This is a genomic window from Pseudofrankia coriaricola (assembly GCF_032027725.1).
Taxonomy (GTDB): domain Bacteria; phylum Actinomycetota; class Actinomycetes; order Frankiales; family Frankiaceae; genus Pseudofrankia.
In genome coordinates this window covers 16,862-39,082 of record NZ_JASNFO010000011.1, presented here as the reverse complement: position 1 = coordinate 39,082, position 22,221 = coordinate 16,862, and the positions used below count along the sequence as shown (strand labels likewise).

The window sequence follows — 22,221 nt, the reverse complement described above, 5'->3', positions numbered from 1 at the left end:
TTCGGATACCCACCACTCCGACGCCGCGCGCCGGATCAGCTCAGCCGGCCGGCCTCGACGCGCACGATCCGTGGCAGGCGCTCGATGGTGGTCGGCCGGTGCGCGATCACGATCAGCGTCCGGCCGGCCCGGAACCGTTCGACGGCCGCCTCCAGCCGCCGCGCGGTGTCCGGGTCGAGGTCCGCGGTCGCCTCGTCGAGCACCAGCACCTCCGGGTCGACCAGCGCGGCCCGCAGCAGCCCGACGATCTGCCGCTCGCCGGCCGACAGCCGGTCGCCGCGCCCACCCAGGTCCGCGTCCAGGCCGCCCGGGAGCCGGGCGACCCAGTCGGCCAGGCCCAGCAGGTCGACCGCCCGCTCCATCGCCGCCCGGTCCGGGGCGCCCGGCGTGAGGGCCAGGTTCTCGGCCAGCGTGCCGGTGATGATGTGCACCTGCTGCGGGATGAGGACGATGCGCGCCCGGACCTGTTCCGGGGTGGCCGCACGCAGGTCCACCCCGCCGTAGCGCACCGTCCCGGCGTCCGGCTCGTACAGGCCGGTCAGCAGCTTGGCCAGCGTGGTCTTGCCGGACCCGGTGGCACCGACCAGGCCCGCCCGGTCACCGGCGGCGAAGGCGACCGAGACGCCACGCAGCACGTCCGCGCGGTCGGCGTAGCCGAACCGCAGCCCGTCGGCGACCAGGTCGCCCCGCGCCGGCAGCTCGCTCCCCCGCGCTCCTGGGCCCGCGGGCGGGGCCGGCGGGAGCACGTCGAGCAGGTCTGTCAGGCGGGCGAGGCCGACCCGGGCCACCTGGGCCTGACCGGCCAGCCCCGCCAGCATCAGCAGGCCCTCGAACAGGTTGCTCGTCGCGACCACGAACACGACCACCGTGCCCACGTCCAGCTGCCCCGTCCGCACCAGCCAGACGCCCAGCAACAGCAGCGCGGCGGTGGCCAGGCCCTCGATCACCCCGAACAGCTGCAGGCGGTTCTGGACGCCGATCGTCCGGTCGGACGCCCGCAGCAGCTCGTCGTTGTCGGCCTGGAACCGGCGGATCCACTCGTCCGGCCGCCCCGGCGCGACCAGGGCCTCGTGCGCGCCCAGCATCTCCGTGAAGGTCGCGGTCATGGTGGCGTCCGTCGCCGCCTGCCGCCCGAACGCCGCCGGCGCCCCCCGGTTGAACCAGGCGGCGATCACGGCCGCGACCGGCAGGAACAACGCGAGCAGCAGCAGCGCGAGCAGCCACGAGTAGACCAGCAGCAGCGTGGTGGTCAGGACGACGGTGAGGCTGACGCTGACCAGGTTGGGCAGCTGGTCGCGCAGGAACAGCGTGAGGTCGGCGATCTCACCGGTCGAGCGGCGCAGCAGGTTGCCCGTCCGGTGCGCCTCGATGAAGCGCAGCGGCGCGCGGGCGAGGCGTTCGACGACGAGCTCGCGCAGGCCGCGGATCGTTCGCTCCCCGGCCGCGGACAGCAGGATCTCGGACCACCGCAGCAGGAGCATCCGGGCCACGACGAGCCCGGCCATCAGGGCGGCCGCCCACCACAGCCGGCCCCGGTCGCCGACGGTCACGGCATCGACCCCCAGGCCGATGGCCGGGGCGATGCCCACCACCGCCGCCGTGCTGGCCAGGCTCGCCAGCAGCGCGCCGCCCAGGATCGCCCGGTGCGGGCGCAGGTAGGGCCAGAAGCGCCGGAAGACGCCGGCGGTGGGCGGGTCCTCGGCCAGCAGCCGCACGGCCTCAGCCATTGCCGCCGCCCACCCCGACGACCTCGTCGCCACCCTGTCGCTGGATCGGCGCGGGCGCGGGTGCCAGCGCTGGCCACGCCTCGGGTGGTCCAGCCGCCGGCGCCTGTACGCCGGCCGCCGGTGCCGGCGTGCCGTCGGCCGTCAGCCGCAGCACCCGGTCGGCGGCGGCCAGCACGGACGGGCGGTGGGAGATGACGACGAGCGCGGACTCGGGCGACCACGCCCGCAGGCGGCGCAGGATCGTGGCCTCCGTCGCGGCGTCGACGGCCGCGGTCACGTCGTCGAGGATGAGGACGTCCGGCCGGCCGACCAGCCCGCGCGCCAGCGCCAGCCGCTGTCCCTGGCCGCCGGACACGGACGCCCCGCGCTCGCCCAACTCGGTGTCGTAGCCGTCGGGCAGGCCGCGGACGAAGTCGTCGACGGCGGCGACCTCGCATGCCGCCCGCAGCTCGCCGAGCTCGATGTCGCGGCCGACCCGCAGGTTGTCGGCGACCGTGCCGGCCAGGATCAGCGGCCGCTGCGGCACCAGGCCGACCCGGCGGGCGAGCTCCAGGCGGGGCGCCCGGCGCAGGTCGACGCCGCCCAGGCTGACCGTCCCGGTCTCCGGGTCCTCCAGCCGGCACAGCAGGCGGGCGAGCGTGCTCTTGCCGCTGCCCGTCGGGCCCGTGACGGCGACAAGCTCGCCGGGGCCGACGGACAGGTCGACCGGGCCGAGCACCCGGCGGCCGCCGTGCCGCGCCGTCACGGCGGCGGCGCGCAGCACCGCCCCGGGCGGCGGGGACTCGGCGTCGGCCGGCTCGCCGTCGTCGACCGCGGTGTCCAGGATCTCGGCGATGCGACCGGCCGCGACGCGGGCCTGGCCCTGGGCGGAGAGCAGGTCGACCGCGACCGTGACGGCGAGCGTCAGGGTGGTCATCCAGGAGGTGAAGGCGACCAGGCCACCGACGGTGAGGTCGCCGCGCAGCGCCGCCGTCCCGCCGATGGCCAGGCCGGCGGCGATCGCCAGCCGGGGCACGGTCGGCGGCACGGCCGACCACATCGCCGAGATGCGCGCGGTCGTCATCGTGTGCTGGGTGAGGGCCGCGCTGCGGTCGTGATGGCGGCGCACGAGGGCCGACTCACCGCCGAGGCCGCGCACCGCGGCGCTGGCCGAGAGCAGGTCCTCCACCGCGTCCGCCCGAGTGGCGAACGCCGAGGAGAGCTTCTCGTTCGCCGTGTCGAACCGCGCGGGGAAGTACGCGTTCGCCAGCGCGACCAGCGGGATGGTCACCACTCCCACGACCAGCAGCGGCCAGGCGAGCAGCGCGAAGGCGGGCAGCACGATGACGATCGTCACGACGATCCGGACCCAGATCGAGAGGTTCTGCACCCACAGCCGGACCAGGTCGACGTCCCGGGTGACCCGGGTGGCCAGGTCGCCGTGCCCGTAGCGGCCGAGGGCGGGGCGGTCGAGGACGGACACGCGCCGGACCAGCGCCGCCCGCAGCGAATGCGCGACCCGGTTCGCGGCCCGGCCCGACCACCACAGGCCGCCGGCGCCGCCGAGCACGAACACCACGGCGATCAGCGCCGTCGGGACGGCCCAGGTGAGCGTGCCGTGCACCGAGCGCGGGGTGACGCCCCGGTCGAGAGCGCGCTGGACGCACCACGGGAGGGCGAGCATCGCGGTCTGCTGGACGACCGTGGCCATCCCACCGAGGGCGAGCTCGCCGCGCCGTTCCAGCAGCCGCGACCGCAGCAGCCGGCTGCCCGTCGCGCTGTCCAACTCCGCACCGTCCTGACCGGATCGTGCCCGCGCCGTCCGATCAGCCGCTGCGCGCGGCCTCCAGGCGGGCAGCGTCGAGCGCCCGCGGCCCGCATGATCGGCGACAGCGGGCGGCGGTTACCTGCCCGACATACTTAGGTATAGCTAACTTAAATTTTACATACGAGTCAACCCATGTCGACGGGTTCGCTCGCCTCCGTGAGCGGTCCAGCCGATCCGTCCGAAGCGGCCGCCACGCTCAGCACCCCGACCGCCTGCCCGGCTGTCTCCACCGTTGTCCCCGCGGAGGTCTCCACAACCGCTGTCCCCCCGGAGGTCTCCGCAGCGGTCTGGGCGGCCGTCCCCGGCTCGGCCGGGCGGCGGCGCCGGTGCACCGGGATCACCAGCGGGGTCCCCGACTCCGGATCGGTGATGACCCGGCAGGCCAGGCCGAAGACGTCCGCGACGAGGCCGGCGGTGACGATCTCGGACGGCGGCCCCTGGGCGACGATCCGCCCGTCGCGCATGGCCACCAGGTGGTCGGCGTACCGGCTGGCCTGGTTGAGGTCGTGCAGCACGGCCACCAGCGTGTGCCCCCCGCCCGCGAGCAGCTCGGCGCACAGGTCCAGCACCTCGACCTGATGGGCGATGTCCAGGAACGTCGTCGGCTCGTCGAGCAGCAGGATCGGCGTCCGCTGGGCGAGGACCATCGCCAGCCACACCCGCTGGCGCTGGCCGCCGGACAGCTCGTCGACCATCCGGTCGGCGAGCTCGGTGACGTTGGTCCTGGCCATCACCTCGGCCACGACCCGCTCGTCCTCCCGGGACCACTGCCGCAGCAGCCGCTGGTGCGGGTACCGGCCGCGGGCGACCAGGTCGGCGACGGTGATGCCGGCCGGAGCGGTCGCGGACTGGGCCAGCAGGCCAAGCCGGCGGGCGACCTCCTTCGTCGAGTACGACGAGATCAGCGCGCCGTCGAGGTGGACCGCGCCCGCCTTCGGCCGCAGCAGCCGGACGAGCGCGCGCAGCAGCGTCGACTTGCCGCAGGCGTTCGGGCCGACGATGACGGTGAACGCGCCGTCCTGGATGTCGATCCCCAGCTCGCGGGCCACGACCCGGTTGTCGTAGGCGAGGGTGAGATCACGGGCGCTCAGCCGCGTCATCGGCGGTCCTCCTTCGTCGGCCCGGCCCGTCGTCGACCGGCCGGGCGCGCCGTCACCCGTGGGTGCCGTCCGCGCGGTGTCACGCCGACCGCCGCTGGCGGACCAGCAGGATGGCGAGGTAGATGCCGCCGATGGCGGCGGTCGCCACGCCGACCGGGAGCTGGGTGGGGGCGAACAGGCGCTGCGCCGCCAGGTCGCTGACCGTGACCAGCGCCGCGCCGGCCAGCGCGGTCGGGACCAGCGGCGGCGACGGCGCCGCGGTGAGCCAGCGGGCGAGCGGCGGCGCGGTCAGGGCGACGAAGCCGACCGGGCCGGCCGCCGCCGTCGCGGTGGCCGCCAGCGCCGCCGCGACCGTGACGAGCGTGAGGCGGCACCGCTCGACGTCGACCCCGAGGGCCTTCGCGGTGTCCGTCCCCAGCTCCAGGTAGGCCAGCCGGCGGCCCTGGTACACGCCGATCGGCACCAGGATGACCAGGGCCACGGCCAGCGGCCGGACCTGCTCCCAGCCGCGGCTGTTGAGGCTGCCGATCAGCCAGACCTGCGCCGTGACCGCGTCCGCCAGCGTCGCCCGGGTGATCAGATAGGAGTTGACGGCATTGAGCAGCGCCGCCGTAGCGATCCCCACGAGGACCAGCCGTGTGCCGGCGAGGCCGCGCCGGTAGGCCAGGAGGTAGACGGCGGCGCCGGTGGCGACGCCGCCGGCCAGCGCGCCCAGCGACGCCTGCGTCGCGTCGCCGCGCAGGACCAGCAGGACGATGACCGCGCCGGTGGCCGAGCCGGTGGTGAAGCCGAGGATGTCCGGGCTGCCCAGCACGTTGTCCGAGACGCTCTGGAAGATGGCGCCGGACAGCGCCAGCGCGGCGCCGACCAGCAGGCCGGTCAGCAGGCGCGGCAGCCGCAGGGTGTTGACCACGAAGTCCGTGCCGCCGTCGCCGTGCCCGAGCAGGGCGCGCACGACGTCGCCGACCGGGATCGAGTAGTCCCCCGTGGTCAGCGTGGCGACGCCGGCGGCGACGATCACCACGACGAAACCACAGCTCAGCGCGACGGAGCGCGGGACGACCCGGACGGACACCGCGTCGCCGCCGAACCGGGCGACCCGGTGGCGCCACACGGACGGGCGGGCGGCGGAGGTGGCGGCGGTTGTGGTCACGCCCGGCCCAGCCTCGCGCGGCGGCACAGCACGATGAACACCGGCGCCCCGACGAAGGCCGTGACGACCCCCACCTGCAGCTCTCCCGGCGCGATGATCACCCGGCCGACGAGGTCCGAGCCGATCAGCAGGACCGGGGCCAGCACCGCGGAGTACGGCAGGACCCAGCGGTTGTCGGGACCGGCGATCACGCGGGCGATGTGCGGGACGGCCAGGCCGACGAACGTGATCGGCCCGGCCGCGGCCGTCGCCCCGCCGCAGAGCAGGACGACGGCGACGGCACCCGACACCCGGGCGCGGTGCAGGCGGACGCCCAGCCCGCGCGCCGCCTCATCTCCCAGCGCGAGGGCGTTCAGCGGGCGGCCGAGGGTGCAGGCGATGAGGAGACCGGCCGCCATGATCGGCGCCGTCGCGGTCAGGCTGCCCGATCCCCGCACCGCCAGCGAGCCGACGTCCCAGTGCCGGAACTGGTCGAACGTGCGGGTGTCGAGCAGCAGCGCGGCGTAGACGAACGACCCGAGGACGGCGGTGGCGGCCGCGCCGGTCACGACCAGGGTCGCCGGCGACGTCCCCGAGCGGCCGGTGGCGCCGATCGCGAACACGGCGACCGAGGTCACGGCGGCGCCGACGAGCGAGAACCACACGTAGCCGGCCGGGCTCGTGATGCCGAAGACCGAGATCGCGACGACGACCGCGGCGGACGCGCCGATGCTGACCCCGAGCATCCCCGGCTCGACCAGGTCGTTGCGGGTCAGCGCCTGCGTCAGCGCTCCGGCGACGCCCAGCGCGGCGCCGACCACCAGGCCGAGCAGCGTGCGCGGGATCCGCAGGTCGTGGACGACCACGGCGGCCTGCGAGCCGTCGTCGTGCCACAGGACCCGCCACACGACGGTGAACGGGAGATGGTTCGCGCCGATCCAGACGCTGAGCAGGCACACCCCGGCCAGCACGACCACCGCGAGCGTCAGACCTGGCAACCGCCGCCGCCGCGGCTCCCACAGCCGCCAGCGGGCCTGGCGCAGCCGCGTGGCCTGGGACTCCCCGACGGCCGCGGGCACCGGTGCGACCGCGAGGATCGCCGCGGACGTACCGACCACCGGGACGGGCGGGTGCGTCGCCGTCGCGTCGCCCTTCGGCGGGTGTGCCGAGGGGGCCGGCGGACGCTCGGCGGGAACGCCGTCCGTGACAGTACGCACCAACCGCCCCACAGTCCGGCCCGACAAGTAAGGCCAGGTTAACCTACATCCGGCAAACCGACCGGCGGACGACGGCAAGGACCGGCCACCGCCCGACGCCAGGGCCGCGACCACCTCGGAGAGCGCGGCACCCGCCTTATGGGCTTGTCTGGTCGGCGGGCTCCCGGTCCAGGCGCTCGCCGGCGTGCAGCCGCCACCCGCGGGCGCGGCCGCGTTCGCGCCAGAAGGCGGCGTATCGCCCGTCCTGGGCCAGCAGCTCGGCATGCGGGCCGCACTCCACGACGCGGCCACCGTCGAGGACCGCGATCTGGTCGGCGCGCACGATCGTGTCGAGGCGGTGCGCGATGACCAGGACCGTGCGGTGGACGGCGAGCTCCGCCAGGGCCGCGTGCACCGCGGCCTCGTTCTCGGTGTCGAGGGACGCGGTGGCCTCGTCGAGGAGCACGATGGGCGCGTCCTTGCACAGGGCGCGGGCGATGGCGACGCGCTGGCGTTCGCCGCCGGACAGCAGCCGGCCGCCCTCGCCGACGCGGCTGACCCAGCCGTCCGGGAGCCGGGCGACGATGGAGTCCACCTGGGCGCGCCGGGCCGCGTCGCGCACCTGTTCCGGGGTGGCGTCGGGGTTGCCGAAGCGAATGTTGTCCTCGAGGGTGGCGTCGAACAGGTAGACGTCCTGGAACACGAGCGCGATGTGGCCGAGCAGCTCGGCGCTGGTGAGCTCGCGGACGTCGACGCCGCCGACGCGCACCGAGCCGGCGCCGACGTCGTGGAAGCGGGCGATGAGCTTGGTGACGGTGGTCTTCCCCGAGCCGGACGCGCCGACGAGCGCGGTGGTGCGGCCGGCCGGGATCGTCAGCGTCAGCCCGGTGAACACCTCGGGGCCGCCGGGATAGCCGAAGCGGACGTCGGCGAGCTCGATCCCGGCGTCGCCGATCGGCTGGCCGGCCGCGGGCTCCGGGAGCGGCTCGACCGCGAGGAGCTCGTCGATCCGCCCGGCGGACGACTGGCAGGCCCGCAGCACCCCGCCGAGGCCGACGAGCGCGTCAAGCGGGCGCAGCAGGCTGATCCCGAGGACGACGACGGCGATCATCCGGGCCGGCGCGAGCTGATGGTCGGTGGCCAGGGCGAGGCCGGTGAGGAGCAGCGCGGTGAAGGCGAGCTGGATGCCGAGCTCGCCGAGGTACTCGCCGGGCAGCGAGCCGACGATCTCGCGCCGCGCCGCCCGGTGCTGGGCGGCCAGCGCCTCGTCGAGGCCCACGCGGCCGGCGGCGGCGTTGCCGGTGGCCCGCAGGGTCGGCTGGGCGCCGGCGAACTCGACCAGCCGGCTGCCGGCCTCGGCGGTCGCGGCGTGGTTGGCCGCCTCGGTACGTTCCGTCAGCCGGCGGCCGACCGAGAGCGCGGCGAGCACGACCGGGACGACAAGCAGCGCCGCGAGCCCGACCCGCCAGTCGAAGACGAGCAGGAACACCGCGATCGTGGCCGGGGTCAGGACCGCGCCGAGGAGGGCCTGGACGAGGAAGACAGTGCTCGCCACCCGGGCCACGTCACCGACGATCAGCTGCGGCACCTGGCCGGCCCTCGGCCCGTCGAACCAGCCCAGCGGCAGCGTCACGACCTTGTCACCGATGCGGGTGTAGAGAGCGCGGCGCCAGGCCGAGGACATCCGCAGCGCCCGCGACCCGAGGTAGTAGTGCGCGAACCAGCCAACCCCGGCGGCGGCGGTGAGCGGGATCAGCCACCAGGCGGCGGTGGCGGCGCGGCCGTCGAGCAGGGCGATCAGCAGTGGGACGAGCACCCCGAACGCGACGCCCTCGCTCACGGCGTAGGCGGCCACCGCCGCCAGGTAGCGGCCCAGCGGCCGGTGCTGACCGGCCGGGATGAGGCCCCGCAGCGGATCGTCCGTCACAGTTCACTCCCCTGCTGGGCGTGCCAGAGCTGGGCGTAGCGCCCGTCGGCGGCGAGCAGGTCGCCGTGCCGGCCGCGCTCGACGATGCGCCCCTCGTCGAGGACCAGGATCTGGTCGGCCTCGGTGACCGTGTAAAGGCGGTGCGCGATCACGAGCAGGGTGCGGCCGGCGGCCAGCTCCGCCAGCGCGTCCTGGATCGCGGCCTCGGAGTCCGGGTCGGCGAACGCGGTCGCCTCGTCGAGGACGACGATCGGCGTCCCGGCGAGCAGGGTCCGCGCGATCGCGACCCGCTGCGCCTCCCCGCCGGACAGAAGGGCGTCCTCGCCGGCCACCGAGTCGTAGCCTCGCGGCAGCGCCAGGACCCGGTCGTCGACGGCGGCCGCGCGGGCCGCCGCGCGCACCGCCTCCTCGCTCGCGTCCGGGACGGGCAGGGCGATGTTGTCGCGGATCGAGCGGCGCAGCAGGACGGCGTCCTGCAGCAGGAACCCGACGTGGCGGTACAGGTCGTCCCGGTCGAGGTCGCGCAGGTCGACGCCGCCGAGCCGGATGGCGCCCTCGGAGACGTCGGCGAAGCGCGCCAACAGCATGGCCAGCGTCGACTTCCCCGCCCCGGACGGCCCGACCAGCGCCGTCACGGTGCCCGGCGCGAGTGTCGCGCTTACGCCGTGCAGGACCCGGTGCCCGTCCGCGTAGCCGAAGTGGACGTCGTCGAACTCCACCGTCAGCGGGGTACCCACCGCGCGGGCCCGCCCGTGCCGGGCGGCCGGCTGCTGAGGCTCCCGCAGCAGCTCGCCGATGCGGCCGGCCGCTCCCTGGGCGCTCTCCCGCAGGTCCTGGGCGAGGTAGATCGGGGTGAGCTGCTCGAACAGGCCGACCGCGAGCAGGGTGAAGGCCACCAGGTCCACCGGGTCGCTCCACCCGGCCGCGACCAGCCCGGTCCCGACGGCGGTGACCGCGAACACCACGGTCGCCGGGGCGACCGTCGCCCTGGCCACGCCGCGGGGCCGCAGAAAGATCCGCTGTGCCTGCTCGTCGGCGTCGACGTACTGCGCCGCGGCCGCGGTGAACCGCGCCGCGCCCCGGCCGCCGGCGAACGTCTTGACGACGCTGATGCCCCGCACCGTCTCGAGCACCGCCGCCGTCAGCTCTGTGTTCGCCGCCGCGATGCGGCCCATCTGTTCCGTGGCACGGACCTGGACCCGCATCCGGATCGCCTGGGCCGCGCCGACCATCACCACCGTCAGCAGGGCCAGCGGCCAGTCCACCCAGAGCAGGTAGCCGACGACCACCACCGGGCCGGCCACGGCTGAGGCCAGGTCCCCGCGGGCGTGTGCCACCGCGTGGTGCAGCGTCGCGACGTCGTCCTGCGCCGTGGCGCGCACCCGGGCAGACACGCCGCCCGCGAACCAGCTCAGCGGCAGCGCGCTCAGCTGCTCGGTCAGGCGGCGGCGCAGCAGGTAGGCGAGGTCCGCGTCGGCGAGATGGTTGAGCAGGCTCGCCGACGCGTACAGCACGAACCGGGCCACGAGCAGCCCGACCGCCAGCCACGCGAGCGGCCACACGGGCTGCCCTGACCCGTTCAGCAGCCGCCGCGCGATCTCCACCAGCACGACCGCCGGCGTCACCGCCAGCACCGCGGCCAGCGCCTGCAGCACGGCCCCCACCATCGTCCGCCCGCGGACCGGCCGCCGCAGCTCGGCGAGATCAGCCGCGGCCAGGTCGGCGGCCATCAGGCCCTCCTCGGGGCGAGGGGCGGCACGGACCCGCCAGGAGCGTCCGGACGGTGGGCGGTCCAGGCGGACCAGAGGGTGGCGTACGGACCGGGCGTGGTCAGCAGCTCGGCGTGCGGGCCGGACTCGACGACGCGGCCCTCGTCGAGCACGACAACGCGGTCGGCCGTGGCCGCCTGGGCGAGCCGGTGGGCGACCAGGATGGCGGTGCGGCCGCGCAGCGCCGCGTCGGCGGCGGCGTCCAGTGCGCGGGCCGCCGCGCTGCCGGCCTCGGCCGTGGCCTCGTCCAGGATGGCGACCGGCGGGTCGGCGAGGACCAGGCGCGCGAGCGCCAGCTGCTGTGCCTGGGCGACGGTCAGCCGGTGGCCGCCCTCGCCGACGACAGTGTCCAGGCCCGCCGGCAGCAGCTGCACCCAGGCGAGGGCCCCGACCGTGTCGAGCGCGGCGCGCAGTTCGTCGTCGGTGGCGCCCGGCGCGGCCAGCCGGAGGTCGTCGGTCAGCAGGCCGGCGAAGACGTGCACCTCCTGGGTGACCAGCGCCACGGTGCGCCTCGTCGCCGCCGGCCCGAGCTCGTCGAGCGGGACACCGCCGATCGACACCGAGCCGCGTGACGGCAGGTGGATACCCGCGATCAGCTTGGCCAGGGTCGTCTTGCCGGCGCCGCTCGCGCCGACCAGCGCGACCCGTTCCCCCGCCCGGACCGCGAGATCGACGTCCCGCAGCACGTCATGCCCCGGGCGGTAGCCGAACGTCACCCGGGCCACGCTCACGGACGCCGCGCTCGGCTCGACCAGGACGCCGGGCGCCACGGGCCTCGCCGTCGCGACCTGCTGGCCGGCCCCGGCCAGCACGCCGGCGGGGGCCGGTCCGGTGGAGGCAGTGGAGACGACGGAAGCAGTGGAGACGACGGAAGACGCCTCGGCGGGCGGCCGCGCGGTGCGACGCCCGTTGCCGTCCGCCGCACGCGTGCCCTGGGGGGGCGGTGCCGCGGCCGTGGCGGTCTCGTCCGGCAGGTCGATGACGCCGACCAGGCGGGCGAGGCTCGCGCCGGCGGCCTGGGCGTCGTCGACGAGGCTGAGGGCGGCGTTGATCGGGTTGAACAGGTTGTGGAAGTACAGCGCCGCCGCGGTCGCCGTGCCGATGCTGACCGCGTCGTGCCGGACGAGCAGGAAACCGGTGGACAGCACCGCGGCGAGCCCGATGAACTCCGCCAGGTTCAGCCGGCCGAAGAACCGGGTGATCAGCGCGGTCCCCGACAGCGTCCAGCGGACAGCCGTCGCGGACCGCTCCTCGACCCGTCCCAGCTGGCGCGCGGAAAGGTGGAACGCACGGACCGTCGCCGCGCCGCCGACCGTCTCCAGGAGCTGCTGCTGCTGGGCGCCGGCGGCGATCCGCTGCGTGGCGTACACCGGCGGCGCGGTCCGCGCGTACCACCGGACCGTCGCGGCCTGGACGGGGGTGGCCAGCAGCGCGGCCAGCAGGAAACGCCAGTCGAGCACCGCGATGCCGACCAGGGTGAGCCCGATCGTCAGACCGGCGCGGGCGAACTGCGGCAGCGCCGACCGGACGACGTCGGCGATCATCCCGACGTCGTTGGTTACCCGGGCGGTCAGGTCACCCGTCCCCGCCGCCTCGACCCGCTCCAGCGGCAGGCGCAGCGCCCGGGCCACCAGCCGTTCGCGCAGCTCGGCGAGCATGTCCTCGCCGAGGCGCGCGACCAGCGACTCACCGACCATCGTCAGCGCCCCGGCGACGACCGCGACCACGATCAGGAACAGGAACGGCGTCGTCATCGCGGCGGCCCGGTGACCGTCGACGGCGAGGTCGACGAGGTGCCCGAGGATCGGCGCCGTCAGCAGCCCGACGCCCGTCGCCGCCGCGACCGCAACCAGCGCGGCGACGGCCAGCGCCCACCGCGGCCGCAACAGCTCGCCGACGGCGGCCCCGGTGCGCGCGCCGCTCGCGGTCGGCAGCAGCACCGCCCCCGGCGCCGTGCCGGCCGTCGATCCGCCCGGGGCGGTCACGCGAGCACCGCCGCGCGGTAGCCGGCGTCGCTGTCGAGCAGGTCGCGGTGCGTGCCGTCGGCCCGCACGCCGCCGCCGTCGAGCATCACCACCCGGTCGGTCACGGCCAGCAGCGCCGGGCTCGTCGCGACCAGCACCGTCGTCCGCCCGCGCCGCAGCTCGCGCAGGCCGGTGGCGATCCGGGCCTCCGTGACCGTGTCGACGGCGGTGGTCGGCTCATGCAGCACCAGCACGGGAGGGTCGGCGGCGAGCGCGCGGGCGAGCGCGACCCGCTGGCGCTGGCCGCCCGACAGCGACCGACCGAACTCGGAGATCTCCGTGTCGACGCCGTCGGGAAGCGCCCGCGCCACCTCGTCGGCCCCTGCTGCCGCCAGCGCCGACGACAGGGCGGCGGCGCGCGTCGGCGCGTCGGCCGCGGCGAACATGGCCGGTCCGTCCGCGGCGAGGCCGGAGGCGACGTTCTCGGCGAGGGTGCCCGCGAAGAGGTCGGCGTCGTGGTCGGCGACGAGGAGCAGCCGGCGGGCCTCGCCGGGCGGGAGGTCCGCGAGTGACACGCCGTCGAGCTCGACGACACCGGCGTCCGGGTCGCGCTCGCGCGCCAGGCAGCGCAGCAGGGCGCCGGTGGCGTCCGGGTCGGTGACGACCAGGCCCAGCAGTTCTCCCGGGGCGACATCGAGGTCGACGCCGCGCAGCCCGTCGACGCAGGCGAGGCCGCCGATCCGCAGGCGGCCGTGCGGGTGCGCCGGCGGGTCCGCCCGCCCGCCGGCCACCGCCGGCCGCGCGCCGAGGACAGCGGCGATCCGCGTGGCCGACGCTCGGGCCTGGGCGAACTGGCCGATGACGGTGGTCACCATGCCCAGGGGGCTGAGCAGGTACTGGGCGAGCCCCACCGCGGTGACGAGACCGCCGATGCTGATCTCGCCGTGTGCCGCCAGCCGCCCGGCGAGCAGCGCCACCACCGCCAGGAAGATCCCGTTGAGCACGAGCACCGCGCCGTCGAACCCCGCCTGGGCCCGGGCGGCCCGCAGCGTCGCGGCCAGCGAGTCCTGGCTCGTGCGCCGGTAACGGGCCACCGCGGCATCCTCCGCGCCGATGCCCTTGAGCACCCGCAGACCGGTGGCCAGGTCGGTGGCGACGCCCGACGCGCGCGCGGCGCGTTCCTGCTCGACCGCGCTGCGCCGCTCCAGCGGCCGGCCCAGCAGGTGCGAGAGCCACAGCAGCGGGGGCGTGCCGAGCAGCACCAGCAGGCCGAGCACGATCGACACGTTCAGCAGCGCGACGGCCGCGACCACCAGGCCGGCGAACCCGGCGGTGCCGCCCGGCATGACCAGGTTGACGGCACTGGCACGCCGGACGTCGCTGGTGGCCAGGTTCGTGAGCTCGCCGGCGAGGCGGCCCTCCTCGGCCCCGCCGCGGTCGTCGACGACGCGTGCCGCCACCCGGAGGCGCAGGTCATGCCCGGCCCACTCGGAGGCGTTCACCGTCACCCGGAAGCCGAACCGGAAGCCCAGGGACAGCAGGACGAAGTCCGCGGCGAGCGCCCCGAGCCAGGCAAGCAGGCCGCTGGTCGCGCCGGTCGCGACCGCGCGGTCGATGATGACACCGATCAGGACGGGCACGAGGGCCTCGCCGCCCTGGTGACAGATCGCCCCCACGACGCCGCCGGCCAGCCGGCGCCGCTGGCCGCGCACCGCCGCCCGCAGCAGATCTCCGCCAGTCGGCTGATCGCCGCCCGCCAGGCCTGCCGTGCCGGTCGACGGCACGGCGCCGGAGTGCGCGGCGCCAGCGTGGGCGATGCCGGCATGTGCGGCGCCGGAGTGCGCGCCGCCGGCATGCGCGGTGCCGTCGTGGGCCGCCGGCGCGTCGCCATCGGCGGGCGGCGCACCACCGTCGGTGGGCGGTGGCACGACGACGTTCACGGGCAGCTCCTTCCGTCGGGTCCGGGCAGATCCAAGGGTTGCGCCGGATACGCCGCGCCACGCGCGAGGGCCGGCCCCGCACCGTCCGGTTCGGGCCGGGCAGCCGAGCCACCCCAGGTGTCTATCAGCTTAGGTAAGCCAAAGCTAAATATGTCATGCTATGACCTGCGGCGATGCGCGCTACGCACTGCGCGAGCCGCCCCCGACGGGCGGGCATGCCGAGGCGTCCGACCCGTCATGTGACGGACGCCACATGGTCGGCTGGATGACGATCAGCTGAAGACTAAGGTAAGGCTAACTTCATGTTCCGATCCAGCCGAATGTGGCGAATGGTCCTGGCGCTGGTCGCGGCGGTGCTCCTCGCCGGCACCGCCGCCGCCTGCGGTTCCGATGACGACGACTCCTCCGGTACGACAGGCACCTCGACGGGTGACTCGTCCGCCCTGGCGACCCCGGTCACCGTCCAGCACACATATGGCACCACCACGATCAAGACCGTCCCGAAGCGGATCGTCACCCTCGACCTGCAGTGGACCGACGTGATGCTCGCGATGGGCGTCCAACCGGTCGGGTACGCGGTCGACCCGGGAATGCCAGCAAGCGGTGTCCCATGGCAGAAGCTCCCCGCAGACGCCACGAAGATCTCGGTGACCGACGGGCTGCCGGTTGAGAAGATCCTCGCGCTGCACCCGGACCTCGTCGTCGCGGCCTACGCGATCCAGGACGAGGAGACCTACAAACTGCTGTCCGCGAGCGTGCCGACCATCGCCGGCCCGCCGGGCGACGCGGTGCCCGCCTGGCAGGACCTCACCCACACCGCCGGGCAGTTCCTCAACGACACGGCGAAGGCCGACAAGGTGATCGCCGACGCCGACGCGCCGGTGAAGGCCGCGGCAGCGGAGCTGCCCCAGCTGAAGGGCAAGACGTTCGCCCTGGCGCAGTACATCGTCGGCGACTCGATGTACATCGTCGGCGACCCGAAGGACGGCTCCAGCCTGTTCTTCGAGGAGTTCGGCATGAAGCTCTACCAGCCGGTACTCGACGAGGCCGCGAAGACCGGTGAGACGAGGGTCAACGTGAGCACCGAGCGCGCCGACCTGCTGCGCGCCGACCTCCTGGCCTTCCTCATCAACGGCGGCGACGAGAGCGACCTCAAGGACATCCCGGGCTTCGACCAGCTTCCGGGAACGGTGGCGGTCCTCGACTACGCGACGATCGTCGGCCTGAACACGCCGTCGCCCCTGTCGATCCCGTACTCGCTCGACAAGCTGCGGCCGTACCTCGACAAGACCGCGGGCAAGGCCGGAGCCTGATCGATGACCCCAACCGTGCCGCCGTCGGCGACGCCCACCACATCGGCCGACGTCACGGTCGCGGCTCCGCCGCAACCGGTGACGCCGGCCGGGGCTGACCGATCACCCGACCTGTCAGCCCCGGCCCGCGCGGCCCGCGCGGCCGGGACGGCTGGAGCGGTGCCGGCGGCGTCACGGCGTCGGGGACGACTGATGCTCGGGCTCGCCGGGCTCGCCGTCCTACTGCTGGCGGTGTCGATGCTCGCGATCGCCGTCGGCGCGCGGCAGGTCGGCCTCGGCGTCATCCTCGACGCGCTGCGCCACCAGCAGCCGGGCAACAGCGACCACGAGGTGGTCATCAACCGGATCCCGCGGCTGTTCGCGGGCCTGCTGGTCGGCGTGGCGCTGGGCCTGTCCGGCACGATCATGCAGGCGGTCACCCGCAACCCGCTGGCGGACCCGGGGCTGCTCGGGGTCAACGGCGGCGCGGCGTTCGCGGTCGTGTGCGCGATCAGCCTCGGCGGGATCACCTCGGCACTCGGCTACGTGTGGTTCGCGTTCGCCGGTGCCCTCGCCGTCGCCGTGCTCGTCTACGCGATCGGCGCGGTCGGCGGCGGGGGCGCGACGCCGGTGAAGCTCGCGCTCGCCGGCGCGGCCGTGCAGGCCGCAATGCTCTCGGCGACGACGGCCGTGCTGCTGACCGACACCGCGACGTTCGACCAGTTCCGGTTCTGGAGCGTCGGCTCGCTCGCCGGCCGGCGCCCGGAACTGGTCGCCGAGCTGGCACCGTTCGTCGCCGTCGCGGCGCTGCCCGCGCTGTGCTCCGGGCGGCTGCTCAACGCACTCGCCCTCGGCGACGAGGTCGCGCGCGGGCTCGGGCAACGGGTGGGGGTGGCACGCGCGGGCGTCGCCGGCCTGGCCGTCGTGCTGTGCGCCACGGCGACCTCCATCGCCGGGCCGATCTGGTTCATCGGCCTGCTCGCGCCGCACCTCGCCCGGCCCTTCACCGGGCCGGACCACCGCTGGATCCTCCCGTACGCGGCACTGATCGCCCCGATCCTGCTGCTCGCGTCGGACGTGCTCGGGCGGGTGATCGCCCGGCCAGGTGAGCTGCAGGTGGGTGTCGTGCTGGCGTTCCTGGGCGGCCCGTTCCTGATCGCGCTCGTCCGCCGCCAGCGGATGGCCGAGCTGTGACACGGACCTGCTGGATCGGCGGGGCCGATCCAGCAGGAGCCCCGTCCCCGACCTCTCAGGCCAACCCGGAGCCCGCGTCCATGTCCACGTCATCGATGTCCACGTCCGCCGCCACCGTTCGGCCCGGGCCGGCCCCCGCATCCGGGGACATGTCCGCGGCGGCGCGGGCGAGGTCCGCGGCGGAGCTGGACGCGGCGGCGCGGGCGGCCGTCGTCCGGGCGCGGCGGGTCCGCGACGCGCGCCAGGTGGGCGTGATTCTCACGCTGGCCGCGCTGTGCTTCTGCGTGCTGTGCGTCTCGCTCTCGCTGGGCGAGGTCAAGATCCCCGTGCTCGACGTCGTGCGGACCCTGTTCGGCGCCGACGAGGGCGGCGACGGCTACATCGTGACCAGCATCCGGCTCCCCCGGGCGCTCACCGGTGTGCTGGCCGGCGCCGCGTTCGGGATGTCGGGCGCCATCTTCCAGGCGCTGCTGCGCAACCCGCTGGCCAGCCCCGACGTGATCGGGATCACCGACGGCGCGAGCGCGGCGGCCGTCATCGCGATCGTCGGGTTCGGGCTCGGCGGCTACCCGGTGTCGGTCGTCGCCTTCGTCGGCGCCCTGGTCACCGCGACGATCATGTACCTGCTCGCCTGGCGCCGAGGCGTGACCGGCTACCGCCTGGTGCTGATCGGCATCGCGGTGGGGGCGATGCTCAGCAGCGTCATCTCGTACGTAATGACGATCTCCAAGGTGTACGAGGCGCGGCAGGCGCTCGGCTGGCTGACCGGCAGCCTCAACGCCAAGTCGTGGGACACGGTCCGGCCTCTCGGCCTGGCCCTGGCCGTGCTGGTCCCGCTGGTGCTGCTGTCCGGCCGGCGGCTCGCGGTGCTGCGGGCCGGGGACGACGTGGCGCGGGCGCTCGGCGTGACCGTCGAACGGTCCCGCCTCGCGCTGCTGCTGCTCGGCGTCGCGCTGACGGCGGTGGCCACGGCGGCCGTCGGGCCGGTCGCGTTCGTGGCCTTCACCTCCGGGCCGATCGCCCGTCGCCTCGTCGTCGACGGCGAGGCGGCGATCCTCCCGGCGGCGCTCGTGGGCGCCCTGGTGATGACGACCTCGGACCTCATCGGCCAGCACGCCATCCCCTCCATCGACTTCCCGGTGGGTGTGGTGACCGCGATCATCGGTGCGCCCTACCTGCTGTGGCTGCTCGCCGCCACGAACCGAACCGGCCGCGGCGGCTGACCGGACCGACGGACCGGACCGACGGACCACGGCGGCCGACCGACGTGGCCGCCGTGCCCGGCCGCTGTGCCAGGCAGGCACCGGCGGACGGATGGCGACAGCACGACCGGCGGGCGACGACCTGGACAACACCAAGGAGTGGACGATGACGACCGGGGGAAGCACGACCACGGTGGCCCAGGCCCGGCTGTCCGGCCAGGCGGTGACGCTCCGGTATGGCGAGCGGGAGATCGTCAAGGACCTGTCGGTCGACATCCCGACCGGCCGGATCACCGTGATCGTCGGCGCGAACGCGTGCGGGAAGTCGACGCTGCTGCGCGGCCTCGCCCGGCTGCTCGCGCCGGCGTCCGGCGCGGTGTACCTGGACGGCAAGGACATCCACTCGCTGCCGACCAAGGCCGTCGCCGCGAAGCTCGGCATCCTGCCGCAGTCGCCGGCGGCGCCGGACGGCATCAGGGTCGTCGACCTCGTCGCGCGCGGCCGCTACCCGCACCAGGGCTGGTTCCGCCAGCTCGGCCCCGGCGACGACGCGGCCGTCGCGCGGGCGCTGGTGGTGACGGACACCGTCGAGCTCGCGTCCCGGTCCGTCGACGAGCTGTCCGGCGGGCAGCGCCAACGGGTCTGGATCGCGATGACCCTGGCCCAGGGCACCGACCTGCTGCTGCTCGACGAGCCGACGACCTTCCTGGACGTCAGCCACCAGGTCGACGTCCTCGACCTGCTCACGGACCTCAACCGGCAGGAGGGGAAGACGATCGTGATCGTGCTGCACGACCTCAACCTGGCCTGCCGCTACGCCGACCATCTGATCGCCATGCGCTCGGGCGCCGTCGTCGCCGCCGGCGACGCGTCCGAGATCGTGACCGAGGAGCTGGTGACCACCGTCTTCGGGATCCGCGCCCGGGTCGTCCCCGACCCCGTCTCCGGCACGCCCATGGTCGTCCCCATCGGCCGCTACCACGCGGACGCGAGCGCCGAGCCGGCCGTCACGCCGTAGATCCGGGCCATCGGGCCATCGGGCCATCGGGCCAACGGGCGACGCGCGTTACGGAGCATGGATAACGGGCACGTCCAGCGCTCGCACCGTCGGGTTGTCCGCGCTCGCGTCGGTGACAACCCCGGCGACCTCCGTCAGCGGCAGCACGGCGAACCGCGACGCCGCGCCGATCTTCTCCGAACTCGCCAGCACGTAGGTGTCGGCGGCCTGGTGCGCCAGGGCACGTTTCATCGCGGCCTCATCCGCGTCGCCGGTGGTAAGCCCCGCCTCGGGGTGCACGCCGGTCACGCCCAGCAGAAACAGATCGGCATGCAGCCCGCGCGCGGCCTCCACGGCGGCGGCGCCGCAAGCGACCATCGAGTGCTTGAACAGCCGACCGCCGATCAGGTAGACCTCCACGTCCTGGTGGTCGACCAGCGCGCTCGCCACGGTCGGGCTGTGCGTCACGACGGTGGCCCGCAGGTCGACGGGCAGCGCATGCACCACGGCCAACGCGGTCGTGCCGCCGTCGAGGATCGCGGTGCTGCCCGGTTCGATCAGCGCGGCCGCGGCGACCGCCACCCGCTGCTTGCCGGGCACCTCGACGTCCTGGCGTGCGGCGTAGTCAGCGATCGCCGGAGAGACGGGCAGCGCACCGCCGTAGACGCGCTGGCACAAGCCCGCCGCCGCGAGGTCGCGCAGGTCGCGGCGGATGCTGTCCTCGGACAGGCCGAGTTCGGCGGCGAGGACCTTGGCGATGATCCGGCCGTCAGTGCGCAGGCGTTCGAGGAGAAGGTCGCGGCGTTGAGCGGCAAGCATGCACGTTCCTTCTTGTTCATGCCGAGTCATGCACGATACGGTTGGCACCATGCTGATTCTTATCGCGGGGCCCTACCGCTCGGGCACCGGCGACGATCCCGATCTGATGGCGCGGAACCTGGCCCGCCTGGAGGAGGCTGCCTGGCCGATCTTCCGCAGCGGCCACGTCCCGATGATCGGAGAGTGGGTCGCGCTGCCCGTGCTGCGCGGCGCGGGCGGCGCCGGCCCAACCGATCCGGTCGCCGAACAGATCATGTACCCCACCGCGGAACGCCTGCTACAGCATTGCGACGCGGTACTCCGGCTACCCGGTGAGTCCACCGGCGCCGACCAGGACGTCCAGATCGCCCAGGAGCGGGGCCTGCCGGTCTACCGTCGCGTCGACGACATCCCCGGCTACCGAGCTGCCTAGCCTGAGGCGGCCGCGCCGCTGGCATCGTGACCTGACCGCGCGGGACGTGTTCGGCGCACCGGAGGCGGCCGAGGCCACCAGATGGCTCAAGGAGTGCGCCACGGCCCGCGAGAACCACGCCGAGCTCGCCTTCCGCGCCCTACACGACCGATGACGCGGTCGGCGACGGTCCGGGCGGCGCCGGCCCGGCAGATGTGGCCGCTCTACGCGGCCGGGTTCACCACGGCCTTCGGCGCGCATGGCATCGCCGCGAACCTCGGCGGCTTCTCCACGGACGCGGTCACCTCGCTCATGGTGCTCGGCGGGCTGCTCGCCCTGTACGACGGAGCCGAGGTGCTGCTCAAGCCGGTGTTCGGCAGTCTCGCCGATCGGGTGGGAGCCCGGCCGGTCCTGCTCGGCGGGCTCGTGGCCTTCGCCATCGCCTCCGCGCTGTATGCCGTCGCGGACAGCCCCGGCTGGCTGTGGGCCGCCCGCCTCGGCCAGGGCGCCGCGGCCTCGGCGTTCTCTCCCTCGGCGTCCGCGCTGGTCGCCAGGCTCAACCCGGCCGCGAAACATGGCCGGGCGTTCGGCTCCTACGGCTTCTACAAGTCGATCGGCTATACCCTCGGCCCGCTGCTGGGCGGGGTGCTCGTGTGGGCCGGGGGCCTGCGGCTGCTGTTCGCGGTGCTGGCGATGCTCGGCGCGGCGGTCGCCCTCTGGGCTGTGCTGGCCGTTCCCGGCGTACCGCCACTGCCCAAGGCCCGACAGACGGTGCTGGACCTGGCCCGGCGGTTGGCCGATCCGGTCTTCCTCGCCCCGACCGCCGCGCTGGCCGCGGCGACGGCGGCCCTGTCGACCGGGGTCGGCTTTCTGCCCGTCTCCGGCCGAGCCGCCGGGCTGAGCCCGATGGCCACCGGCGCCGCCGTGTCCGTGCTCGCCGCCTGTGCGGCGTTCACCCAGCCATGGGCCGGGCGCGCGCTGGACCAGGGACGCCTCACGACCCGCTCCGGTCTGGCCGCGGGCCTGGCGATCACCGCCGCTGGTCTGGTCGGTGCGACGCTGCCGGGTCTGACCGGAGTGCTCGTCGGCGCTGCCCTGATCGGCATGGGCACAGGCGTGATCACCCCGCTGGGCTTCGCGGCGCTGGCCGCGGGCACCCCCGCGGACCGCCTCGGCCAGACCATGGGCGCCGCCGAACTCGGCCGCGAACTCGGCGACGCAGGTGGCCCCTTGCTTGTCGCCGCCGTCGCCACGCTCACCACCCTCACCTACGGCTTCGCGGCACTCGCGGTTCTCCTCGCCGCCGGCGCGGCACTCGCGCTCACCCACCGCCCAGCAAAGGCCGCCACGCCCGGCACAGAGACCTGACCGGGCCACGCCATCCAGACCCGACGCCCACGTTCACGGTGAACGTGGCCCATGGAAGGACCGTGTCGTGGCGGGCAAAGCTCATGAGGAACGAGCCGGCCCGGTCGAGGGCGGCGGCGGCCTCGACCAGCCTCCCGGCGGCCAGCCACATCTCGGCGAGCCGGCCGGTGTGCGGGTGGCCCGCTGCGAGTAGCGGGTGAAACCACCTGGGGTGGTGATCCCGACGGCGTAGGCGCACGCGGTCTCGTACCGACGGCCGCCGCCTGGGACACCGCGCTGCCGACCACCCGGTCCTCGTCGAGATGGACCACGACGCACAACGGGTCTCGCTCGCGCAGCCGCTCCCACTCCGTGTGGTAGGCCCGCCCCAGCTCGGCTAGACTCGGCGCGCGGCGG

Annotated in this window: 18 protein-coding genes; 8 read left to right on the top strand and 10 right to left on the bottom strand. The window is 74.9% G+C overall.

Features of this window, described 5'->3' with window-relative positions; genetic code table 11:
- Window positions 1-35: 35 nt before the first annotated feature.
- From QOZ89_RS07715 to QOZ89_RS07675, 9 genes are all read right to left on the bottom strand, one after another.
- A complete protein-coding gene (locus tag QOZ89_RS07715) occupies window positions 36-1,727 on the bottom strand; it encodes an ABC transporter ATP-binding protein (protein ID WP_312623395.1) in 1,692 nt (563 codons plus the stop codon).
- Window positions 1,720-3,492, bottom strand: a complete 1,773-nt coding sequence (locus QOZ89_RS07710; protein ID WP_312623394.1) for an ABC transporter ATP-binding protein — start codon at window positions 3,490-3,492, stop codon at window positions 1,720-1,722. The genes QOZ89_RS07715 and QOZ89_RS07710 overlap by 8 nt, the downstream gene beginning before the upstream one ends.
- Window positions 3,493-3,659: 167 nt before the next feature.
- The gene (locus QOZ89_RS07705) at window positions 3,660-4,634 is read right to left on the bottom strand and encodes an ABC transporter ATP-binding protein (protein ID WP_083419245.1); all 975 of its coding nucleotides are present in this window, start codon (window positions 4,632-4,634) and stop codon (window positions 3,660-3,662) included.
- A 79-nt stretch (window positions 4,635-4,713) separates the two neighbouring features.
- Window positions 4,714-5,787 (bottom strand): FecCD family ABC transporter permease, encoded by a 1,074-nt coding sequence (locus QOZ89_RS07700; RefSeq protein WP_071051209.1) that lies wholly within the window; start codon window positions 5,785-5,787, stop codon window positions 4,714-4,716.
- Window positions 5,784-6,983, bottom strand: coding sequence for an iron chelate uptake ABC transporter family permease subunit (locus QOZ89_RS07695; RefSeq protein ID WP_312623393.1), 1,200 nt, complete (start codon window positions 6,981-6,983; stop codon window positions 5,784-5,786). Before QOZ89_RS07695 ends, QOZ89_RS07700 begins: the two co-directional genes overlap by 4 nt.
- 136 nt (window positions 6,984-7,119) lie before the next feature.
- Window positions 7,120-8,889 carry an ABC transporter ATP-binding protein gene (locus QOZ89_RS07690; protein ID WP_083419244.1) on the bottom strand — a complete coding sequence of 590 codons (1,770 nt, stop codon included), beginning with the start codon at window positions 8,887-8,889 and terminating at the stop codon, window positions 7,120-7,122.
- Window positions 8,886-10,619, bottom strand: coding sequence for an ABC transporter ATP-binding protein (locus QOZ89_RS07685; RefSeq protein ID WP_312623392.1), 1,734 nt, complete (start codon window positions 10,617-10,619; stop codon window positions 8,886-8,888). The genes QOZ89_RS07690 and QOZ89_RS07685 overlap by 4 nt, the downstream gene beginning before the upstream one ends.
- Window positions 10,619-12,643 carry an ABC transporter ATP-binding protein gene (locus tag QOZ89_RS07680; RefSeq protein ID WP_312623391.1) on the bottom strand — a complete coding sequence of 675 codons (2,025 nt, stop codon included), beginning with the start codon at window positions 12,641-12,643 and terminating at the stop codon, window positions 10,619-10,621. Before QOZ89_RS07680 ends, QOZ89_RS07685 begins: the two co-directional genes overlap by 1 nt.
- On the bottom strand, window positions 12,640-14,562 hold the full coding sequence (locus QOZ89_RS07675; RefSeq protein ID WP_312623390.1) for an ABC transporter ATP-binding protein: 1,923 nt from the start codon (window positions 14,560-14,562) through the stop codon (window positions 12,640-12,642). The genes QOZ89_RS07680 and QOZ89_RS07675 overlap by 4 nt, the downstream gene beginning before the upstream one ends.
- A gap of 329 nt (window positions 14,563-14,891) precedes the next feature.
- Between QOZ89_RS07675 and QOZ89_RS07670 the strand changes: the two genes are divergently transcribed.
- The 4 genes from QOZ89_RS07670 (at window position 14,892) to QOZ89_RS07655 (ending at window position 19,268) form a co-directional block, all read left to right on the top strand.
- Window positions 14,892-15,875: an ABC transporter substrate-binding protein gene (locus tag QOZ89_RS07670; RefSeq protein ID WP_312623389.1), complete on the top strand. Its 984-nt coding sequence runs from the start codon at window positions 14,892-14,894 to the stop codon at window positions 15,873-15,875.
- Between the two features lie 3 nt (window positions 15,876-15,878).
- A complete protein-coding gene (locus QOZ89_RS07665; RefSeq protein WP_312623388.1) occupies window positions 15,879-17,048 on the top strand; it encodes a FecCD family ABC transporter permease in 1,170 nt (389 codons plus the stop codon).
- Window positions 17,049-17,128: 80 nt separating this feature from the next.
- Window positions 17,129-18,271, top strand: a complete 1,143-nt coding sequence (locus QOZ89_RS07660) for a FecCD family ABC transporter permease (protein WP_312623387.1) — start codon at window positions 17,129-17,131, stop codon at window positions 18,269-18,271.
- Between the two features lie 91 nt (window positions 18,272-18,362).
- On the top strand, window positions 18,363-19,268 hold the full coding sequence (locus QOZ89_RS07655; protein WP_491677174.1) for an ABC transporter ATP-binding protein: 906 nt from the start codon (window positions 18,363-18,365) through the stop codon (window positions 19,266-19,268).
- Between the two features lie 48 nt (window positions 19,269-19,316).
- Here the strand turns inward: QOZ89_RS07655 and QOZ89_RS07650 are convergent, their stop codons facing one another.
- The gene (locus tag QOZ89_RS07650; protein WP_071051129.1) at window positions 19,317-20,066 is read right to left on the bottom strand and encodes a DeoR/GlpR family DNA-binding transcription regulator; all 750 of its coding nucleotides are present in this window, start codon (window positions 20,064-20,066) and stop codon (window positions 19,317-19,319) included.
- A 49-nt stretch (window positions 20,067-20,115) separates the two neighbouring features.
- Here QOZ89_RS07650 and QOZ89_RS07645 point away from each other — a divergent pair, with 49 nt between their 5' ends.
- The 4 genes from QOZ89_RS07645 to QOZ89_RS07635 all read left to right on the top strand — a co-directional run bounded on the left by QOZ89_RS07645 (window position 20,116) and on the right by QOZ89_RS07635 (window position 22,018).
- The gene (locus QOZ89_RS07645; RefSeq protein ID WP_198543400.1) at window positions 20,116-20,478 is read left to right on the top strand and encodes a DUF4406 domain-containing protein; all 363 of its coding nucleotides are present in this window, start codon (window positions 20,116-20,118) and stop codon (window positions 20,476-20,478) included.
- The gene (locus QOZ89_RS47190; protein WP_397428701.1) at window positions 20,378-20,632 is read left to right on the top strand and encodes a Chromate resistance protein ChrB; all 255 of its coding nucleotides are present in this window, start codon (window positions 20,378-20,380) and stop codon (window positions 20,630-20,632) included. Before QOZ89_RS07645 ends, QOZ89_RS47190 begins: the two co-directional genes overlap by 101 nt.
- The gene (locus QOZ89_RS07640) at window positions 20,629-21,825 is read left to right on the top strand and encodes an MFS transporter (RefSeq protein ID WP_198543399.1); all 1,197 of its coding nucleotides are present in this window, start codon (window positions 20,629-20,631) and stop codon (window positions 21,823-21,825) included. The genes QOZ89_RS47190 and QOZ89_RS07640 overlap by 4 nt, the downstream gene beginning before the upstream one ends.
- Before the next feature lie 67 nt (window positions 21,826-21,892).
- Window positions 21,893-22,018 (top strand): hypothetical protein, encoded by a 126-nt coding sequence (locus QOZ89_RS07635; RefSeq protein ID WP_274536581.1) that lies wholly within the window; start codon window positions 21,893-21,895, stop codon window positions 22,016-22,018.
- Window positions 22,019-22,221: the final 203 nt, after the last annotated feature.